A 19096-nucleotide genomic window follows, 5' to 3' on the forward strand; every position below is an offset into this window, starting at 1 on the left:
TCGGTTCGCCGACCGACGAGGTCGAAGTGAACTTCCGCAAGAAGGCGGGTCGAAAGCATTTGTCTGGTATGAGTGGGGATCCTCGCGCGGCGAGCGGTTCCCTCGGAGATCATCAGGCGGAGGAGCGATCGGTCGCTCGCAGCACGCTCGGGCGCTTCAGCATTTCCTCGTAGAAAGCGTTGAGCGGCGCGGGCAGATCGACGTTCAACGCTATGGCCCATTGCGTGACGTAAAACAGCGCCGCATCGGCGACCCCGGGGCGGGTGCCCGACAGCCACGGCGTCTCTCCCAAAAGAGCGGAGACATGGTGTAGACCGTCAGTCGCCACCTGCAGTCCATTGGCGCGCAATTCCTGCTGCGCCGCTGGCGATGAGACGAACTTGCCAGGCATGATGACTAGTGCAAAGCCGCGCATGTGAATCGTGCCTACGATGAACTCCATCACCTCCGTCACGCGCGCCGCAGCGTCGGGATCGTCGGGAAGGAGCCCGGCCTCGGGAAAGCGCCATGCAAGCCAGAGGGCGATGGCCTGGAACTCGGTCAGCACCGTCCCGTCGTCACGGAGTAGGGCGGGCACCTTGCCCTTGGGATTGACTGCCAGGGAGGCATCGTCGCGCTGGTGGCCGGATGACAGATCGATCGCCGAGACCTTGTGGGGGACGCCGATTTCCTCGAGGAGAACCCGGATGCCCAGCGAGCAGGATCTGGGAGCGTGAAAAAGTTGCATAAAACTGACCTTTGTTTCGGAAGGTGACGCGATCGTGTGGATCAGGCCTGCGCCAGGCTGAAGGCGAACTCGGTTTCCCAAGCCGCGAGTTCCGTGAGCTTCCATTCGCGCGGAGCCATCGGGAAGTGCCCGTGCCAGGGGCGTGCCTCGCACATGTTCAGTTCCGGGATGAACACGTCCATGTCGGTGTAGAGCTCGATCAGCACCTGGTCGGGGTCGTAGTGATAGCTGGCAATGTTGTGACCGGCGGTATGACGCGTTGGACCCCACTTCACCGGAAGACCGCGCTCGGCCAGCAGATCGCCTGCCATCGCGTGGCTGGCGTTGCCCTTTAGCTGGAAGGCTATGTGATGGACCCGCTGGTCCGGCATGCTCACCAGATTGACGACGTGGTGCTCGCGATTGCAGGTGATGAAATTGGAGATGCCCGCGATCGTATCGGTGAACCAGAAGCCCAGGAAGTCCATGAAGAACGTCTTCAGCTTCGGGCCTTCGGGCGAGATCACCGCCACATGTCCGAGCCGGAGGGGTGACACGCCGGTACGCTTGAAGCCGGGGGCGGGAGCATCGATGTCGGTATAGAGCTGCAGCGTTGTGCCGGGAACCGGCTCGACTTCGACCAGTTCGCGGATTCCCGGCTGACTGTCGGACTTGATCTGAGCGCCCAGGCCGAAGGCGCGCAGCTCGGCCACGAGCTGCCTGAGTTCGGTGCCGGGGTTGAGCTGGAAGCCGAGATGGCCCATCGCCTTGTGCATGGCTTGGCGCAGGACGATGTTGTGGTGCTCGTAGCCGATGGACAGATAGCTCTCTCCATCATGACCGGTCGCGGTCTCGCTCATGCCTATGGTTTCTGCGTAGTGATCCCTGGCGCGCATGACGTCGGGCGTTTCCAGCGCGACGTAGCCCAGTTGGAACACTCTCGGGGCGAATTGTTTGTGCACAGTTTCCTCCATTGAGATGGGTTATGTTTGGCGCCCCTCGGGCGCGGGTTGATGCCGGTTCCGCGATACCCGCGTTACCGAAACCTGGCTGCCGAAGGACCCGTGTGGAAGCGACGACGAGGTCCGCGCGGGAGCGGTTGCGTGGGTGATGTTCGAGGATCTCAGTGTCTGCGGCGGCAGCTCCGGTCAAAACGCGTACCCGACCTTGACGGCAGCGCTGAGGACGTCGTTGTCCGTGAAATTTCCGAACGAGCCCGAAGCATCGCCGAACTGGTAATAGGTTATGGCGCTGGTTATCTTCACCTTGTCCCTGGTGTAGATCGCGCCAAGTGTCGCGCCCACAGTCCGTCCGTTGCATCGATTGGTGCGTCAGCCGATATGCCGGTTTTCGGCTCGTAGGTCAGGGCCGTGAACCCCGCCCAGTTCTCGCTGAACATTTGCACTACGCCCAGTCTGTAGGTCGTCGTGTCGTTGAAGTGGGTGAGCGATCCCAGAGGATAGCCCGGCGGACTGGTCGTGGTTTCACTCCATTCGGCCCAGCGGACCGACGCGAAGACCAGCGTCGAAAGACTGACAGGGGCCTGGAGATCGACGTTGACCGATTGCGGCGTCTTGACGTTCGTCGTTCCTACGTAGGCACCGGACGTGTCCAGATCGTAGTCGATCGCGGAATTGTACGTGACGGCGATCCGGACATGGGCTTCGGGAATTTCGAAGGCGCCCCCGACCACGTAGCCGACCGCCCACGTGTCCTCGAACTCCACGTTGGCGAAACCGGCAGGCAGGCCGCCCGCAAAGACCGAGATGTCGGTGTTGCCGCCGAGGCGCTGGAGCCTGGGACCGCCGAACACGCTGAATCGATCCGTGAGTTTGTAGCGCAGCAAGCCTGTAATCGCGATCGACTCGACTTCCCCCGACAGGCCGGACAGAGGTCCGCGATCATACTGGAGTTTGCGCCCGTAGGGATTGTCGACGATGACTGCTCCCGAGAACTGCTCGTTTATGTCGTCCTTGAAGGCGCCATTGTAAAATGGAAGCGTGGGCGCGGTGTCGCCCGAAGCAAACGGCGGTCCGGCGGCGGTGATTTGTCCGGCCACATCCGCACCGCCGAGGCCGAGCCCGAACTCGGCGTAGCGCCCCGGTTCGAAAAGGACGTCGTTCGGTTGCCCCAGAATGTCGAAGCCTCCCGCCATCGCGGGCGTGATGAAAAGACAGCCGAAAAATCCGGTCAGCAATTTAGTAGTCTTCATGCAGGTCTCCCTCCTCCGAGACGTCCGCCTTTCCGCAACGCCCAAGGAATGGGCGTTTGCCACCATGCCTGCAGTCACTGCGCCTTTCCTCCAACCAGCCGTCTCCCCCAGACCGAGCGGCCGGACTGCGGCGACCCTCGAGCCCATGCCGCCTCCGGCGATCACGCTGCGGAGCGAGCTGCATCGACCCGCCCGTGCTGGTCCGCCTGGGATCACGCGTCCACGACTTCGAGCATCTGGCGGCCGAAATCGACCGTGCCGTCGTCGGTGCGCATTTCGGCGCGCATGACGTCGCCCGGCGCGAGGTAGCGCGCGTGCGCGGTCGCCTCCTGGGCGATCGCCTCCTTCCGCTCCGAATCCTTGAAGAGCTTGGTCGTCAGAATCTGGGCGAGGGCGGCGCTGGCTTGCAGGATCACGCCGCCTGGCGTCCCGGTCAGCACCAGATCGCCCGCAGACAGGTCCATCAGCGACGCAACGTCGTTGAGGCAGGTTTCCGGGCGAAAGACGAAGTCACGGGTATGGGCCGACTGCCGCAGTTCGTCGTTCAGCCACAGACGTATCTCGATCCTGTCGAGCAGGTCGGCTACCTCGTTTGGCTCGGGAACGACCAGCCAGGGACCGCAGGGGCAAAAGGTGCGGGCGCTCTTGCCGCGGAACCACTGAAGGAAGGCTTCGCCGAACATCACGTCGCGGGCCGACACGTCGTTGCACAAGACGAGTCCGCCGATGAAATCGCCGAGGGTCTCTCTGGTGACGTGATCGCCTGCTCTCAAGGGTCGTTTCAATACGAGCCCGAGTTCCACTTCGTAGTCGAGCATCTGAACTCCGTCAGGGCGGATCACGGGATCGAACGCCCCTGACAGCGAGGATGCGGCCTTCATGAAAAGCAGGTTTTTCTGGCGTGGCGCATGCCCTGATTCAATCGCGTGATCTGCGTAGTTCAGACCCTGGCAGATGATCTGCGCCGGCGCGGTGACGGGGCTCAGAATCTTTGCCGAGGTGATCGGGAGACGTTCGACGCCCGCGCGCGTCTTGAGTTCGGCGGGAGAAAGGCGAAGGATGTCGGAGGTCGAGACGAAGATGCCCTCGAGTGGTGCGATCTCGTCTCCGTCTACAATCCCCCACAAGGGGTCGCCGCCCGTCGTAAATCGGGTCAATCTAACTACCATTTTTCATTTCCTTTGGTTGGAAGGGCCACTTCGAAGGCGGTTCGAGCATCCGCTCAGAGCGCCTTTTGATCGGACAGGGTCAGGCGCGTTCGTCGCCCTTGAGGTCCCCGTATCGCGCGCGATAATTCTCGATCGTGTCCATGGCCCCACAGAATTCGACGTTGTGCCAGTCGGGATCGTAGAGGTAGCAGGCGACGTTGCCGCCTGTTTCGCCGTCTCCCAGGTGGGGCTCGCTGTTGTGGCGGACCGGACCGTAGTTCAACTGGAATCCGTCAGCCTGCCGCTGTTTGGCAAAGGCCATGACATCCTCCAGTTGGTTTCCTTCCACCTCGAGCGCAAAATGGAAGAAGCTCATGCCCGAAGGCACGGTAGCCCTGCCGGAGGGGTCGTGCTCCTCGACGAGCACGAGGCATTCCTCGTGGTCGGCCGCGCTCATGTAGCAGCAGCGAATGCGCCAGCCTTCCTTGAACGGGTGCCGTTCGGGCTCGCAGGTGCGGGCGTGGACCATGCCGGCGACTCGCTCGTACCAGGCCCGGCTTCGCGCGATGTCGCGCACGTAGATCGAAAGCTGCCCCATGTGAGCGACGAGCGAGGGCTTGAAGACGCCGTAGTCCTCGGTCTTGTTGGAGAACCGCCGCCTCGTCAGCGTCGGCCACAACAGCACAATTTCGCGAAACCATTTCCGCTTCAGCAGGCCTGCGAAGCGTAGCTTGAATGGGGACAGGACGTTCGGGGGAACGAAGGCGGCGTTGCTCATCTGCTAGTCTCCTCGATGATCTCGATCCAGTGCTTGTCCGGGTCCTGGACGCAAAAGGCGCGCGACACGGGGCGTGCGGAGGCGAGCATGCGCCCTTCGCGGATCGGCAAGCACATGTCTCGTGCGCGGCTTCTGACTGCATCGAACGCTCGTGCGTCCTTCACCGCCAGCGCGAAGTGCAGCATGGATTTATTGTCCATCTTCAGCTTGTGGTGCTTCACCAGGCAGATGTCGTGATGGTGGAAGCCGAAGGAGAAGAAATGCATCTCCTGCTGCGACAAACGCATTGCGGCGCTGCTGTCCGGATGGTTGAGAGCGGAGAACTGCAAGTCGAAAAGCTCAATGTAGAAGGCCTTTGAGCGCTCCAGTTCGGTGACGTAGAAGACGTGGTGCTGAAGGTTGGTGACGGGGATCCGTGCTGTAGCGTTCATGACTGGTTTCCTGACTGCTGGAACTGGGCCTTGAAAGCATAGCGACCGAGCTTTTCGCGGAGAGTGGCTGGATCGCTGTCGGTCGCGATTGTTGCGAGCAGTCCGAGGCGGGCGTCTTGAACGACCGCTAGCGATATGAGCCTGATGCCGGAGGCTTCCGCCTCCTGTCGCACCACGTCCTCGATCTCGAGCATCGACAATGCCGGTTTGAAGATCTTGCCGACGGGCGTGACGGGCAGCGAGGAAAGAATCCGGACGAATTTCGGGTGCGCGGCGCGCTCGGGAATACGGTGGACGGCATGGGCAAGCAGGTCTGCTTCCGACGCCACCATCGCCGGCTTCAACTGGACATAGAGGATCGGCAGTTCACCGGCGCGCTCGTCGGGCCGTCCGACCGCTGCGGCGAGTTGCACCGCCGGGTGGTCCTGCACCGCATCCTCGATCAGCTTGGGATCGATGTTGTGGCCGCCGCGGATAATGAGCTCCTTCCTGCGACCCGTCAGCCAGAAGTAGCCGTCCGCGTCCTGGCGGGCGAGATCGCCGGTGTTCAGCCAGCGCTCGCCGTCAATCTCGATCCAGAGACCCTTGTTGTGTTCGGCGTTGACGTACCCGGCAAAGACGTTCGGTCCGCGGATCGCGAGCACGCCGACCTCTTCCGTCCCGGCGAACCCGAGGAAAGTGCCGGAATCATCAAGTCTGACCGATGCCATTTGCTGGTAGGGGAGGCGCAGGCCGATCGAGCCGATGCGTCGCTCGCCCTCCGGCGGATTTACGCTGGAAACGCAGGCGCCTTCCGTCAGGCCGTACGCCTCCAGAATGCGGATGCCAATCGTCTTTTCGAACGTTCGGAACAGTTCCACGGGCATCGGAGCCGCGCCGCAGAAGCCGTAGCCGGCGCTTGAAATGTCGCGGCCCCCGACCGGGACTTGCAGTAGTGCCGAAAATACTGTGGGAACACCCGAGAAGGCCACGATCCGATAATGTTCGACGATCTCCCAGAAGGACGGGATCACTCCTTCTCCGCGATAGCCGTGCGGCGTGCCCAAGACGACATGTCCGCCTTGCGACCACGGGATCAGGCCCGTCACCAATTGCCCGTTGACGTGGAAGAGCGGCAGGCCGCAGAAAATCGTCTTGCCGGGCGCGAACGCGTCCCCCGTCATGGCCTTTGTGGACCACGCGTCGAATACCTCCGACAAATGCGTGCGTGCGGCGATCTTCGGCAGTCCTGTCGTACCGCCTGTGCAGAAGTACGAAGAGATGTCCCCGGCGGTGGGCGCGTCGAAGGTCAGCCTGTCGCCGCTTTCCGTGTTCATTTCCTCGCGAAGGCTGAGAACGGGGATGGAAAGTCCATCGACGCCCGCGATCTGTAGCCGCTCCTCCGGCGCGTCGTCGGAGTTGTAGCGGAGATACGGTGCTAAGCTGACGGTGAGGATACCTTGCAGATCCGGCAGGTTCGCGGCGGCCCTTGTCGCCTTCTGCCAGATGTCATATCCCGGAAAGGGCGCCAGAGTGACGAGCCACTTCGCCCTGCCGGCAGCAAGGAGTTCGGAGATCTGTCCCGCTTCAAGCAGCGGGTTGACTGCGAAAGCGATGCCCGCCGCCTCGCTCCCCCAGATCACGAAATGCGTTTCGGGCAGGTTGGGCAGCACGAAGGCGACGACGTCGTCGCGGCCGACACCCAGCCGGCGGAGGGTATTGGCCGTTTTCGTGATGTCAGCCAGCAGTTCGGCGTGCGTCCAGACGAAGGCCTCACGGAAGTCGTCTGAGCGTAGAAAGAAGGACAGCGCAGGCTGATCCGGCGCTATGGCGGCGCCGCGCTCCAGCATATCGTAGGTGTTTGCCGGGAGGTCACGCTCGGGCAGCGGGAACTGCTCGAACGCCTCGACGTCGGGCAAGGCGACTATGGGACGGCCGAAGCCGCCGGGGGTGGTTACAAGCATGGTGGTCTACCTCCCTAAAGGTCAGCGTCGGCGCGCCTTGGCTGCAAGCCGGATGCAGCGATGCGACCGACTTCCTCAGAGCCGGCCTCCAGCGCCATAGGCATGAACTTCGCCGCGTCTGATCCGTCGTCTCGCCTGGTCCTGTCGCCCGGCATCACCGGAAGGGCCGCGGAGAAACGGATGCAGACCGTCGTCGTCAACATGGAAGAGCTCCATTCCGGAGCGCCTCGATGCTGAATGAAATCAACTCCTCGGGCGTAATGAGCGAGCGCCTCAGATGGAACGTCTTGATGGCTTTCGGTTCCCAGAGTGCGGCAGTCGACGTGCACAGGCATTCGGCGGCGCGAAGACTGTCCTGCTGGCGAAATTCCCCTTCCCGGACACCCGCCTCGACCAATTCTGCGACGATGCTTCTCACGCGCTTGACGTGTGCTTCGAAGGCGGGCCAGTGTTCGTCATCGGCGATCGTGAGCAGCTCGAAGAGCTTTTCCTCATCCCGCATGAGGGCGAGAAAACCTCGATGAAGGCCGCCGAAGAACTCGCGAAGTGTTGCAGCGCTGAGCTTTCTGTCGGAGCCCGATCGCGTTGCCGGAAATGTGTCTTCGAGCACGCGCGCAACGAGCGCATCGTACAACGCCAGCTTGGACGGAAAGAACCTGTAGACATTTGCCGGCGACATGCTGAGGTAGCTCGCGATGTCGCATACGTTCGTCTTGGCGGATCCGTGGATCGCGCACAAAGTCTCTGCTGCACCGAGTATGCGGGCTACGCTTGTTTCCCGGCTCTCCTGCCGTCTTCGTCGGCGAGATGTCATGCCAGGGCGGCAATGATCACTCTCAAGCATCGGCGCCTCCACGCGAATCCGCGGGTGAATTGCCAGTCAACCTCAGTTCGCCGAGATAGACGCTCTCCGACAGAACGCAGTCGCGCCAGATGCCACCAAGGGCATGGGTGATGTCGATGCGATAGGTGCCGCCGTCCCCGGCGAGCTTGTTGAAGCGAAAGTCGCCGAAACCGTCGGTGACCGTCCTCGCGAGAACCGTGCCGTCCTGGGACAGGGTGACGTCGGCCGCCTCGACGCATTCCACGGTGCCGCCGACATCGGCGCTGACGCTACCGCCCACGAAGCATGTCTCCCACCTTTCCAGTCCCCGGTACCAGACGCGGGGGTTGGCTCCGAGGTTGGGCTTGAGCACCTGAAGTCCGTCTGTTTCCGCTTTTTTCTTCATCGCGGCGTCATCGACTTTCAACGCCTCGAAGACGTCCGTCGGGCAGGACTGTTGACAGCGGGGCCGGTCCCACCCCTGATCCAGTAGGTGGGCGTCGAAGAACCATGTCTCCGGCACCTGTTGCTCCTCATTCCAGACGATCGCGCCATACGGGCAGGAACGGACGATGTCCTTGCGGCCACGCGACTTCACCGGATCGATGATGACGATACCGTCATCGCGTTTGCGGATGGCGTCGCCGGCGCGGCGAATGCAGGGCGCATCGTCGCAGTGATTGCACATCACCGGCAGGTAGGTGGTCTCCACCATGGGCGCGCTTCCCTGCGTACGGCGCAGGATTCGGATGGGGCTCTCGCCGACGGCGGCGGCCGGCGCCGCGTAGCCGGGGAAGTCGTTGCCGACGTGTTCATCTCGATTGGCGATGACGCAGTTGTAGCAGTTCTCGCAACGGCCGACGTTGATGATAAGATTCCACTTGCTCACAAGACTTCCTCCTAAGCCGCGCGCGCCATCTTGAAGGCTTCGGCGTTCCGCCACTTCTCGATCTGCACGAGGCACGAGTTGGGCGCCATGCTGCTGGTTCCGCGGCTCTGCGATCTGTCCGGCGTCAGCGTGTTCAGGCAGCCGCCGATCTCGACGGTCTCGCCTTCGACGTCGACGAGCTGAAATTCCGCGCTCGCTTCGTAGGATTTGACGACGCCTGGGGTGACCAGGGGCGAAATGTCGGCGGCGCAGATGACGGCGCCCCGGTCGTTGAAGATTTTCACCAGGTCGCGATGGCGGATGCCCCGCGCCGCGGCGTCGGCCGTGTTGACGCGCAGCAGCCAGAAGCGATGCCCGGCAATCAGGGCGCGATGGTCATCCACCTGATTGACCGCGCTGTTCTTGCCGTCCATGCTGGTGTGGAAGCTGTAGCGGCTGTGCGTCGCGATCATCTGCAGCGGATAGCGTTCCGCCAGCTCGGCATTGCGGCCTTCCCAGGACGGAATGTAACGGTTGACCGCCGGCCGGTCCGGATTATCCGCAGTGTGCCGCTTGAATATCTCGGGCACGAATTCCAGCTTGCCGCTCGGCGTCTGCAGGCCCATGCCGAACTGCTCGGCATACTGGGACGGCATCGGCGCAGGTTCGGGCAGGTCCTTGCGCCGACCCTTGGCGAACCAGCGCATATCGACGGGCTGGCGCAGCTCCGGCTTTTCCGGCGGCACGACGTAGTAGCCCTTGCGACAGAATTTCTTCCAGGCGACGTGATCGGGCAGATCCGACGAATCGAAGACGCGCTTGACCCAGTCGAGTTCGCTGCAGCCCTCGGTGAAGACTGCGCCCAGGCCCAGCCGGGTCAGGATGGCGGTGAATATCTCATAGTCGGACTTCGACTCTCCTAGTGGCTCTATGCATTTGTGCTGGAGGGTGACGACGCGATGGTTGACGACGTTGACGCCGTGATGGGCGTAGCCTCCGGAGTTCGCCCATTCTCCGATGTCCCAGCGCTCCAGTGACGTGCAGGCCGGCAGGATGATGTCGGCGAACTGGGCCTCGCCCTCCATCCAGATGGACTGGTTCACCACGAACTCGATGCTCTCGTGCCGGTAGGCGTCCACCCAGCGCCCGGACCGCGTCACGGTGCTGAGCGACGATCCGCCGTAGCGGTAGATCATGTGGATCGGCGAGTAGCCAGGCATCGGATAGGTGAACGGCGCGAACTGCGCCTCCTGGGCCATGCCGTCCCACAGGTAGCCGGTGGCCTCGCCGTCTATGATCGCGTCGGGCATTTGCTGGCGCGGCACCATCTGCTTGACGGGGTTCATCGTCAGGATGTGCGGCATGCGCTGATAGTTGTTTACGGCATTGCCGGTAAAGGCGAGGTCGCCGGATATCCCCCCGTCCGCATAGCCCGGGAAATAGAAATGCAGGTCGTGCGGGATGCCGATCTCGAGGTTGCCGAAATTGACGCCGGGCTTGCCCCAGCCCTGCATCGCCATCATCATAATCATGCAGCGCGCCCATTGCGCACCCGTCGCGCCGCGGCCCGCGCCGCCGAAGCCGGTGCCGGTCATGCCGACGGCAAGGTAGACCTTCCTGCCGCCCCATTTGCGGGCCAGGGCGCGCACGTCCTTGGCAGGGATTCCGGTCTCGGACTCCTGCCATTCAGGGGTCTTGGGGACTCCGTCGGTCTCGCCGAGCAGGTAGGCCTTCCATTCGTCGAAACCGGTGGTGCGGGTGGCGACGTAGTCCTTGTCATAAAGGCCTTCCGTGGCCCAGACATACATGATCGCCTGGGCGAGGGCCGCGTCGGTCTGCGGCCGGACGGGAAACCAGCGTCCGCCAAACAACTGAGCTGTCGGATTGCAATGCGGATCAATGTGAACGAACTCGATGCCGAGTTCCTTCGCCCAGAGGCGACGCGTCGTGCCCTCGAATCCTGCGTAGGCTCCGTTGGTGCTTTCGGGATCGCTGGACCAGAAGACGATCATCTCGGCTTCCTTGAGGCAATCCTCGACGCCGCCATAGCCCGCCGGCACGCCGACACGCATCGAATTGCCGAAATGGTGCATGGCGCCCCAGTACCAGCCCTCCCAACTGTCCGGATTGGCGGCCACCCGCGTGAACCCGATCAGGTTGGCGAACCGCATCAGCGAGCTGAGATAGTAGCCGACGTTGCCCCACTGGTGGTGGGACGACATCGGGAAGGTGATGGCACCCGGCCCATGGACGCGCTTCTGCCGGTTGATCTCCTTGGCGACGATGTCCAGCGCTTCGTCCCAGGTGATCCGCACGTAGCCGGATTTGCCGCGGTTTTGGGGATTGCGTTCGCCATCGGGATCGAAGTCCACTCGCTTCATGGGATGAAGGATTCGCTTGTCCGAATAGACCAGGGATTTCATCGTCAGGGCGTGGGGCGCCACCAGCGCCCGACGGGGCGGACTGAACTTGCGGCCGCGCGCCTCGATCACCCAGGTGGATGGATCTGTCGCGTCGAACTCGAGGGGGGTGACCCGTAGAATGCGGCCATCCTTGACGTAGACGAAGAGGGGACCGCCGTTGGTGCAGGTGGTGTACCTTAGACTGCCATCGGACATTCGCGTCCCCATGGACAGACCGGCGGTATCGCTCATGTTGAGGGTCTGCGTGAACCAGACGACCAACTCGTCCGGCCCGGTGGTCACAACCTTGAAGTTCTTGGCCGCGTGGATGATCTCGCCCTGATCGCGATTGGGCAGCAGGAGTTTCAAGGCGGTCGCCACATCCTTGAAGGACATCGCCACCTCGGCCTCGGCGGCCGCAGCCGACCGGGAGCGGAACCTGCCGTTCCGGATTTCCACGATGCGGCCAATGCTGCCGTCCTGCAGCCCGATCCATGCGACGACGTCGCGCTGCTTCAGCCGTTCCCGGAACGCGGGATTACGGGAGGCCGTGAGGTTCATCACCTTCGGCAGGGCGACAAGGATGGCCCTGAGGAGCTGCCGGTTCATCTTAGATCTTATGGCTGACATGTCGTGCCGGTCCTCGAGTCGTAACGTTCGATCTGGAGGCGAAGAAGGAAGAGGCCCGATCGCTCATCGCGAGGGTCCGCCGCTTCGTCGATGGTGCTCCTCCGATCCCATCTTTCAATATGGACCTTTATGTCATAATGACTATAAGGTCAATTTGAAAATTATTGACCTGTTAATCTAATGATCTGGCCGCCCGCATCGGGGCGGGCCGCAGGCATTGACGACGCGGGCGGCGCCACTAGAATCGTCCGGAGATCCGGATTCGACCGGACCATGATGGAAATTCCGCCGGGGCCGTCCTTCGGGGCAGGGCGGGTCTGATGCGCTGGCAAGGAGCGGTAATGGCACGAATCAATCTTGAGCGTCGGGCGGCGATCGGCGAGGCGAAGCGCGCCCGCACGCGCGCGGCGATCCTTGAAGCCGCGCGGGCCTGCTATGCAGCCCCGGAGCCGGTCTCGGCGACGGTGGATGCCGTGACCCAGGCCGCAGGGGTGGCGAAAGGAACCTTCTATCTGCATTTTCGGGACCTTCCGGCGCTGGAGGCGGAGCTGGGCGAGACGCTGATCGCGGAATTGAGCGAGCGTCTGGAGCCGGCCCGCCTGGCGGTCGACAACCCGCTGACCCGCATGGCCACGGCCGTCACCATACTGCTTCGCGACCTGGCCGCAGCGCCAGCGCAAGCCCGTCTCGCCGCGCGCGCGGCCGTCATGCTGCCAGATGTCGCCCAGGCGGTGCAGGCTCGGCTGCGGGGGGACCTCGCCGACGCCCAGGCGGACGGCCTGCTGGCGGTCGGGTCCGTCGATCTCGCGGTCCGCATCGTTGTCGCGCTTGTCGAGCAGGCTTCATCGCTTTTCAGCACGAGCAGGATCGATGCGACGGCCATCCCGGACATCGTACGCGCGGTCTTGCGCGCGATGGGATGCCCGCCGGGCGACGCCGCGAACCGGACAGACGAGGCGGCACTGAACGCCGATGCCTTTGCTCAACGAACATCCGCGGTCGCCGGCGCGGTTTCCAGAATTCATCAGACCAACCAAGTCGAATAAGACTATGGCTAGTGAACTACGCCTTCAACGAGTACTGCGCTCTGCACGAACTCTTCTGAAAGGCCCGCCTTGCGGAATCCGCGTTCGCAGACGTATGCACGGGCTATGGCCGCCAGCCGCATGCGCGGGCTGTCGAGCTCCTTCGTCGTTTCGGCCATGCGCATCGCCAGAAGTTCGAACCCCACCGCCGAGACGGCCGCGAGCAGTTCGCGCTTGTCGGCGAAATGTTTGTACGGGGCGTTGTGAGACGCCCGCCCGGCGGGCGAGCTCACGGGGCGAAAACAGCGAATGGCAAGTAGCCTCCGCGCAGAAGCTGGCCGTCAATGGCGCGCGGAACGGGTAGGTCGGCGCGGTAAGCAACCCCATGAACAGCTCAGGGAGGCGGCCTCAGCGCCTGTGAGGTCGCGAACCCGATCGGCTGGAGGGCAAGCCCAACGCGGGCCGCAAGCACCACTTTGTTCAAAACACGCGGAAACTTGTGACGCCGCGGTTGGCTTCGATGCGCTCGAGCAGGGCAAACCCGGCAATCGTGACGACTGCGATGAGCGAGGAGGCCAATCCAAGCGCAATCACTGCTCTATCCTTCGTGATAACTTCTTACTGTTCTGGAGGGAGGAAGCGGTTAAAGGTTCATTCATAGCAGCATTGTCGAGCATGGTCTCCGCCAGCAGCCGCATCAGCTTCGTATTGGGCGACGGAACAGCTTCCTCTGCTCGTCCTGCCGGTAGCCTGGCAAATCCCACAAAAACACCGAGCGAACCTCCTTGAGCTGGGTGCCCGAGGACCACGTTCGTCAGCGTCGGCCAACGCGGCAGGAATTCGCCATAAGACCCAGGAACCAAGCCGACCGTTTGGCGACCGTCGTCAAGCGCGGTCCTATCTGAATTATCGCAAACTCTCATCCGAATCTCTCTTTTGCTGCACTACAGTACGAGGGCGCGATCAAGACATGCCACGTAGCCGTCGAGCGACAGGTCGCTTGCGGTAGCGCTGGTACCGTGAAAGTGAAGAGCCGGAACTTCAGTGAAGGCACGAGCACTGCTTCCTCAGTCCCTCGCTGGATGATCGTCCAAGGCGGGTCGGAACTTGGTAGACGTGTTACTGCAGCCGGCAAAAAAAAGATCGTGGAAGTGACTGTGACGACCGAGGGCCAGGTTTACCGTCGGCATCATGAATGCGAGGCAGGAGCTGTCTCTTCCCGATGAAATGGACGTCTCGGTCTTCCATCCCGATCGCGACTCCGGACGACCCGACGAGTTTATCGATCGGGAAGAACTCCGGACCCTGACGGAGGCGTGGATAGATTCAGTCGGCATCCGATCCCCGGCCCCCATAAGTGAAGACGCTGTGGATCGTTTGAATGAAGCGAAGGCCGCCCGAACCGTGTTGGAGGAAATCATTGCATCGGCAAGCGAGGCCGGCTGGGGGACGCGGGAAATCACGGTCGCTCTCATTGAGGCAGCGCAATCGCTCACGGATGCTAACCGGGCCGATCCAGAGCCGGCAGGCGATCCCGATGGCGAGGACGCAGTTCGGGAACAGATCGGACATGGCGAACAGTTCGATTAATGTGTTTGTCCAGTCATCAGGACGGAACTGACCGACGTCCTTGAGAAGGCGCGATGATCATCCATGCTGCGGAAATCCGCCGAGGTTGTTGGCCGCCAAGTCGACTGGCGGCCGTCAGCTACACGGTCGAACGACCGGATATCGCTCATGCCTTAATCACGGGACCAGGGACCTCTCGGTATTTGCTGCTCGCTCGCCGGAAGGCGGCGGATGGTTTAACCTTTCCGCAAAAATCCTATGATCGGGTCGATAGGTGCCCGCCGCCAATTCTGCTCGGCCGGCCTCACCGAAATCCAAGAGAAAGTTCATTGCGCCGGAACGCGCGAGATCCCGCATTTCAGAAAGCGAGCGGTTAGGGGTCAGGTAGGTTTCGACGATCCTTTCCATTGCCATTTCGGCGGCATCCACGACCGGTCGCGATGAGATTAGACGCATTTGAGCGACCAGGGCGTAAAGCAGCACGAGATCTGAGACGTCGTCCTTCTGATGGCTGACCGCATCACCATAAAGCCGCGTGGCTTCGGCGATGAAATCCGAAAAGAGCTTTTCGCGCTTGGCAGCCTCGACCTCGCGTTGTTTTTCCTTCACCTGTGACCGGTGCGTCGCCCAGGCCGTAGCGAACGAAGCCAGGCCGCCGATCGCGACGCCGGCGAGGCCTACCAGGGCAGAAATGTATGCATCCATGAGAATTCACCTTCCGGAACGAAAACACGGCGTGCACCAGGAAGATGACGGGGCCGCTCACCGACAAGCTCCGACTCGTCATCGGTACTTCTACCCCGCCAGCGGAGGACCTACCCAAACGCCTTCTGGCACCGCGGGGATGCTGTTCACCAATCCGTCGAGCATTCCCTGCAGGACGTTCCCGGTCAGCTCCTCCATCTTGTCGCTAGGGCCGACGAGGCGGTCCGCCAGCAGCAAGGTGAGACCGTGCATTTGCGACCAAAAAATGAGAATGGCCCCATCGATCGTGCGGGTATTGGCCTCGGTATCTGCAATTGGCCGCCCGAGAGCGCCGTCAGAAATCGCACCTACGATGAGTGCTTTCATGTTGTAGGCCGCGGTTCTTTCGATTGCGGGGCGCCCATCGTCCTGACCGGCGAGGTAGCCGCCGAACATCAATCTGTAGAGCGCCGGATTTTTGACGCCGCCGCAGACATATGCGCGCGCCATGGCTGTCAGCCTCTTGCGCGGACTGTCGAGTTCTTTGGTCGCTTCGGCCATGCGTTTTGACAGCAGTTCGAACCCAACCGCCGAAACGGCGGCGAGCAGTTCTCGCTTGTCGGCGAAGTGTTTGTATGGGGCGTTGTGGCTGACGCCTGCCCGACGGGCGAGTTCCCGCAGCGAAAACTCCGTGGTCTGTGATTCGCTGAGGACGTCGAGCGCTGCATCCACGATGGCCCTGTGCAGGTCGCCATGGTGGTACGGGCGTTGCTCTGTGCTGGAAATATTTTGGGTCATACCGGTCCAATTAGCCTCTCAAGTTGCTTCTGTCAACATATTTGGAGGTGATGTTGAAATTGGCCGCTCTGTTCGACAAGGTGTCGTTGTCATCATGGCCGGCTCGCTCCGCTCAATGTCACGTCACTCACACCTCAGTCTTTTACGGGCACCTAACTTCTCTTCCACCTCTCGCTCTGCGTTTACGCTGGAAGGCGGGATGCAGTCTTCGGCGGTCCTTCCCGCAGCGTGAATGTAGACACCATCGGATAGCGAGATTGAACGAGCGTATAATTGCCGCAGAGGGCTCCTCCGACTACGATGTTTTCGGTGACAAAGGAGCTCAATACTGCCGTTGTCGAGGTCGGAACGTGAATCGTTCAGTGTCGGCGGTAAATGAAGGCGGACACGATTGTGGCATTCGTCCCCTCTGACGCGGTGGAACATCTTTCTACATACACAGGGTGGGGCACGCCGCCAAAACTCACCCTTGTCGGCGAAGCGCTTGTGGACCGTTCCGACCGACACCCATTCGACGGGCGAGCCCCCTAAAGAGAAACTCGGCGTTCGGTCCGCCCCAAAACTTCGATTGCCTTGTCTACGATCGGCCCCGTGCAGATCGCCGCGATGGGGCGTTGCCTGACTATGTCTTCTGGTGGTTGTCCGTAGTCGTCAACCTTGGTTGGAAAGCTGCGTGGTGTCGACACACAGGAGGATCAATGTTGCTGTCGCCAACTTTTTGCCATTTTTGATGCCTAAGTGGGCGCCGTCAACTTTCGCAAGGCCGTTTGCGCAGATCAGATTGGAGTTTTCAATGAATCGTGAAGAACGCAGCGTAGCAGTATCGGAATCCATCACGAGCGCCGGCGGGTGGGGCCTGCGCTACCCAGGTCTTGTCATGGGCAAGGGTAGCAAGAACGAGGTGAAGGAGTTCACCGGCATGTGGGGACTGAAGTCCGGAGCCGACCTGGTGGCGTTCACGGACACGCTCAGCCGAGAGGTCCCTGTCTGGGGCGGGCCCGGCAAGACGTTCTCGGAGGCGACGACGATGCTCGGCTTGATCCGGACGGCGCGATGGTTCGTCGCGAGGACTCAGGACTTCGATGGTTATGCCCTGTTCTTCATCTCCCAGTTCGACGGGAGTCTCGACAAATACTTCGACGACTTCGTTCTCAATGGGAAGGAGAACCTGACGAAGATCTGGGGTCAGTGCGTAGGGTGTCCAAGCGGCCCGGATGCGACGGCAAGCGATATCGTGGAATATATCGCACGCGGTCAGATCAAGACCCTGGCCTGTTACGATGTTTTTCCGAGCCTCAGCCTCGGCCAGATCTACAAGGCCGCTGACTGGTACGAAAAGACCCAGAAGTTTCAGCGCGCGGTCGCCAAGGGCGAGGGCAAGCTCGAGGACATGGTCACCGCGTTTTTCGGAGAGCTGGCCGAATCCTACAAGCAAGTGCCAAGCGACGCGATGATCGACACCGAGGTCGGTCACCAGTGGCAGTACGAGGATGTTGCCGAACACATCGGCAAATGACGCCCGCGAACACCGTCAGCACCAACTGACCTCCCAGAAGATGAGGTCGGCAGTTCGCCCCCGGCTCGGGCGGCCTCATCTTCTGACGACTGCGTCGACTTTTTGAGACAAGGATTCCGACAATGCCGACTCTAGGTTCTCAGCCTAGCTTAACTTCTGCTGACCTCAAGGGCAACCTGCACGACATCCAGGATAATGTCGTGACGCCAATTCTCCTGCGATACGGCCGTCACGTTTTCCTGAGGTTCAGCGACGGGGCGAAGTCGCGAGCATGGCTGCGCAACATGTTCCAACGCGTCAATGCGCGCCAACAGGAGCGTGGCACGCGATTCACGGTCAACATCGGGTTCACCCATCATGGCCTGAAGGCGCTCGGACTTTCCCAACGGGCGCTCGGCAGCTTCCCGGAAGCGTTCCGGGTCGGCATGGGGGGACGTGCAGGGGCGGTAGGCGACGCCGGACCCCATTCGCCGGAACATTGGGAGGGCGGCCTTGGGGGGCCCGACATTGACGCAATGGCTTGGCTTCGAACCGATTCCGATCAAGGTCGCGAAGAGGCAACCCGCATCCTCCGCGAGGAGTTCGAGTCGACCGGCGGGGTCGAGATCCGGTTCGTTCAGGATACCATGGCGCTCGCGCATGAAAGCGGGATCGGGTCCGAAGGCGAACATTTTGGGTTTGCCGATCCAATCTCCCAACCGCCGATCGAAGGCGCGGATACGCCTGCCTATCCGGGCGACGGCGCGCTCGAAAACGACGGCACCTGGCGTCCGCTGAAACCGGGCGAGTTCCTGCTCGGGTATGAAGACGAGGTCGGACCCGGCGGCACGATGATGCCCGAACCATTCGAACTGCGGGTGAACGGAACATACATGGTGTTCCGCAAGCTCTACCAGGACGTTGCAGCGTTCCGCCGATATCTGGCGACCGCCGCGCGCTCGCTCTACGGCAGCGACGATCAGGACCATCGGGACCTGGTGGCGGCCAAACTCATGGGTCGCTGGCCGAGCGGTTGCCCGCTCGACCTGTCGCCCGAGAAGGACGATCCGGCCATCGCCGCCGACCCTGACCGGCGCAACGATTTCACCTATGCCGGCGACGACGAAGGCCTGCGGTGCCCGCTCGGATCGCACCTGCGTCGCAGCAACCCGCGTGCCACGCGCCTTAAACGGGCGACTGCCGTAAGGCGCCACCGACTGCTTCGGCGCGGCGTCGAATACGGTCCGCATCTTGAGGATGGCGCCCTTGAAGACGATGGGATCGATCGCGGCCTGATTAACCTGTTCATCCAGGCCGACATCGAACGACAGTTCGAGTTCGTCCAGGCCGAATGGATGAAAGGTGGGGAGTTCATGGGACTCGACCCCGCCGAGCAAGACCCGATCAATGGCGTCGGTGGCGAAGGATCGCAAATGTCCGTGCCAGGCGCCAAGCGACCGTTCCTTTTCGATCTACCCACCTTCGTCACGGTCAAGGGCGGCGAATACTTGTTCGTGCCCGGGCTGAACGCGCTCGCGGGCATCATCGAACAGAAATTCTGATCCATCGAAAGAGGCGAATACA

17 protein-coding genes and 1 pseudogene are annotated in these 19096 nt (G+C 62.0%); 4 read left to right on the top strand and 14 right to left on the bottom strand.

The features are described from left to right. Positions 1–112: 112 nt before the first annotated feature. The 11 genes from LPU83_RS67925 to LPU83_RS67975 form a co-directional block, all read right to left on the bottom strand. Positions 113–727 carry a glutathione S-transferase family protein gene (locus LPU83_RS67925; protein ID WP_024317120.1) on the bottom strand — a complete coding sequence of 205 codons (615 nt, stop codon included), beginning with the start codon at positions 725–727 and terminating at the stop codon, positions 113–115. Between the two features lie 41 nt (positions 728–768). Beyond that, positions 769–1668, bottom strand: a complete 900-nt coding sequence (locus LPU83_RS67930; protein ID WP_024317121.1) for a glyoxalase/bleomycin resistance/extradiol dioxygenase family protein — start codon at positions 1666–1668, stop codon at positions 769–771. A gap of 299 nt (positions 1669–1967) precedes the next feature. Continuing rightward, complete coding sequence (locus LPU83_RS67935) at positions 1968–2918, bottom strand: OmpP1/FadL family transporter (protein ID WP_231052143.1); 951 nt, start codon at positions 2916–2918, stop codon at positions 1968–1970. A gap of 212 nt (positions 2919–3130) precedes the next feature. Beyond that, positions 3131–4087 (bottom strand): fumarylacetoacetate hydrolase family protein, encoded by a 957-nt coding sequence (locus LPU83_RS67940; protein WP_024317122.1) that lies wholly within the window; start codon positions 4085–4087, stop codon positions 3131–3133. A 79-nt stretch (positions 4088–4166) separates the two neighbouring features. Next, positions 4167–4844, bottom strand: a complete 678-nt coding sequence (locus tag LPU83_RS67945; protein WP_024317123.1) for a VOC family protein — start codon at positions 4842–4844, stop codon at positions 4167–4169. Beyond that, entirely contained in the window at positions 4841–5275 is a 435-nt protein-coding gene (locus LPU83_RS67950; RefSeq protein WP_024317124.1) for a VOC family protein, read from the bottom strand. The genes LPU83_RS67945 and LPU83_RS67950 overlap by 4 nt, the downstream gene beginning before the upstream one ends. Continuing rightward, a complete protein-coding gene (locus LPU83_RS67955) occupies positions 5272–7218 on the bottom strand; it encodes an acyl-CoA synthetase (protein ID WP_051166714.1) in 1947 nt (648 codons plus the stop codon). The genes LPU83_RS67950 and LPU83_RS67955 overlap by 4 nt, the downstream gene beginning before the upstream one ends. 14 nt (positions 7219–7232) lie before the next feature. After that, entirely contained in the window at positions 7233–7421 is a 189-nt protein-coding gene (locus tag LPU83_RS67960; protein WP_024317126.1) for a hypothetical protein, read from the bottom strand. Beyond that, positions 7415–8062, bottom strand: a complete 648-nt coding sequence (locus LPU83_RS67965) for a TetR/AcrR family transcriptional regulator (RefSeq protein WP_225039606.1) — start codon at positions 8060–8062, stop codon at positions 7415–7417. Before LPU83_RS67965 ends, LPU83_RS67960 begins: the two co-directional genes overlap by 7 nt. After that, positions 8055–8930, bottom strand: a complete 876-nt coding sequence (locus tag LPU83_RS67970) for a 4Fe-4S dicluster domain-containing protein (RefSeq protein WP_024317128.1) — start codon at positions 8928–8930, stop codon at positions 8055–8057. The genes LPU83_RS67965 and LPU83_RS67970 overlap by 8 nt, the downstream gene beginning before the upstream one ends. An 11-nt stretch (positions 8931–8941) precedes the next feature. After that, on the bottom strand, positions 8942–11920 hold the full coding sequence (locus LPU83_RS67975) for a molybdopterin-dependent oxidoreductase (RefSeq protein WP_024317129.1): 2979 nt from the start codon (positions 11918–11920) through the stop codon (positions 8942–8944). 362 nt (positions 11921–12282) lie between these two features. Here LPU83_RS67975 and LPU83_RS67980 point away from each other — a divergent pair, with 362 nt between their 5' ends. Then, positions 12283–12987: a TetR/AcrR family transcriptional regulator gene (locus LPU83_RS67980; RefSeq protein ID WP_024317130.1), complete on the top strand. Its 705-nt coding sequence runs from the start codon at positions 12283–12285 to the stop codon at positions 12985–12987. A gap of 86 nt (positions 12988–13073) precedes the next feature. Here LPU83_RS67980 and LPU83_RS67985 read toward each other — a convergent pair. Beyond that, positions 13074–13353 (bottom strand): annotated as a pseudogene (locus LPU83_RS67985) (TetR/AcrR family transcriptional regulator); the annotation flags it as partial. Positions 13354–14334: 981 nt separating this feature from the next. Here LPU83_RS67985 and LPU83_RS67990 point away from each other — a divergent pair. Next, a complete protein-coding gene (locus LPU83_RS67990; protein WP_244656171.1) occupies positions 14335–14556 on the top strand; it encodes a hypothetical protein in 222 nt (73 codons plus the stop codon). Between the two features lie 156 nt (positions 14557–14712). Here the strand turns inward: LPU83_RS67990 and LPU83_RS67995 are convergent, their stop codons facing one another. Further along, positions 14713–15240 carry a hypothetical protein gene (locus LPU83_RS67995; RefSeq protein WP_024317133.1) on the bottom strand — a complete coding sequence of 176 codons (528 nt, stop codon included), beginning with the start codon at positions 15238–15240 and terminating at the stop codon, positions 14713–14715. Between the two features lie 90 nt (positions 15241–15330). Beyond that, positions 15331–16017 carry a TetR/AcrR family transcriptional regulator gene (locus LPU83_RS68000; RefSeq protein WP_024317134.1) on the bottom strand — a complete coding sequence of 229 codons (687 nt, stop codon included), beginning with the start codon at positions 16015–16017 and terminating at the stop codon, positions 15331–15333. 793 nt (positions 16018–16810) lie between these two features. Here LPU83_RS68000 and LPU83_RS68005 point away from each other — a divergent pair. Both LPU83_RS68005 and LPU83_RS68010 read left to right on the top strand, forming a co-directional pair. Next, positions 16811–17533 (top strand): hypothetical protein, encoded by a 723-nt coding sequence (locus LPU83_RS68005; protein WP_024317135.1) that lies wholly within the window; start codon positions 16811–16813, stop codon positions 17531–17533. A 200-nt stretch (positions 17534–17733) separates the two neighbouring features. Continuing rightward, positions 17734–19074: a Dyp-type peroxidase gene (locus LPU83_RS68010; protein ID WP_024317870.1), complete on the top strand. Its 1341-nt coding sequence runs from the start codon at positions 17734–17736 to the stop codon at positions 19072–19074. The last annotated feature ends 22 nt before the right edge of the window (positions 19075–19096 follow it).

Source organism: Rhizobium favelukesii (genome assembly GCF_000577275.2).
In the GTDB taxonomy this organism is placed as follows: Bacteria; Pseudomonadota; Alphaproteobacteria; order Rhizobiales; family Rhizobiaceae; genus Rhizobium; species Rhizobium favelukesii.

Bases quoted from the DNA above. Each gene is read 5' to 3' on its own strand.
- LPU83_RS67940 (WP_024317122.1), bottom strand. From the start codon at position 4,087: ATGGTAGTTAGATTGACCCGATTTACGACGGGCGGCGACCCCTTGTGG.
- LPU83_RS67965 (WP_225039606.1), bottom strand. From the start codon at position 8,062: ATGCTTGAGAGTGATCATTGCCGCCCTGGCATGACATCTCGCCGACGA.
- LPU83_RS68000 (WP_024317134.1), bottom strand. From the start codon at position 16,017: ATGACCCAAAATATTTCCAGCACAGAGCAACGCCCGTACCACCATGGC.
- LPU83_RS68005 (WP_024317135.1), top strand. From the start codon at position 16,811: ATGAATCGTGAAGAACGCAGCGTAGCAGTATCGGAATCCATCACGAGC.
- LPU83_RS67925 (WP_024317120.1), bottom strand. From the start codon at position 727: ATGCAACTTTTTCACGCTCCCAGATCCTGCTCGCTGGGCATCCGGGTT.
- LPU83_RS67995 (WP_024317133.1), bottom strand. From the start codon at position 15,240: ATGGATGCATACATTTCTGCCCTGGTAGGCCTCGCCGGCGTCGCGATC.
- LPU83_RS67980 (WP_024317130.1), top strand. From the start codon at position 12,283: ATGGCACGAATCAATCTTGAGCGTCGGGCGGCGATCGGCGAGGCGAAG.
- LPU83_RS67960 (WP_024317126.1), bottom strand. From the start codon at position 7,421: ATGTTGACGACGACGGTCTGCATCCGTTTCTCCGCGGCCCTTCCGGTG.
- LPU83_RS67950 (WP_024317124.1), bottom strand. From the start codon at position 5,275: ATGAACGCTACAGCACGGATCCCCGTCACCAACCTTCAGCACCACGTC.
- LPU83_RS67945 (WP_024317123.1), bottom strand. From the start codon at position 4,844: ATGAGCAACGCCGCCTTCGTTCCCCCGAACGTCCTGTCCCCATTCAAG.
- LPU83_RS67935 (WP_231052143.1), bottom strand. From the start codon at position 2,918: ATGAAGACTACTAAATTGCTGACCGGATTTTTCGGCTGTCTTTTCATC.
- LPU83_RS67955 (WP_051166714.1), bottom strand. From the start codon at position 7,218: ATGCTTGTAACCACCCCCGGCGGCTTCGGCCGTCCCATAGTCGCCTTG.
- LPU83_RS67975 (WP_024317129.1), bottom strand. From the start codon at position 11,920: ATGAACCGGCAGCTCCTCAGGGCCATCCTTGTCGCCCTGCCGAAGGTG.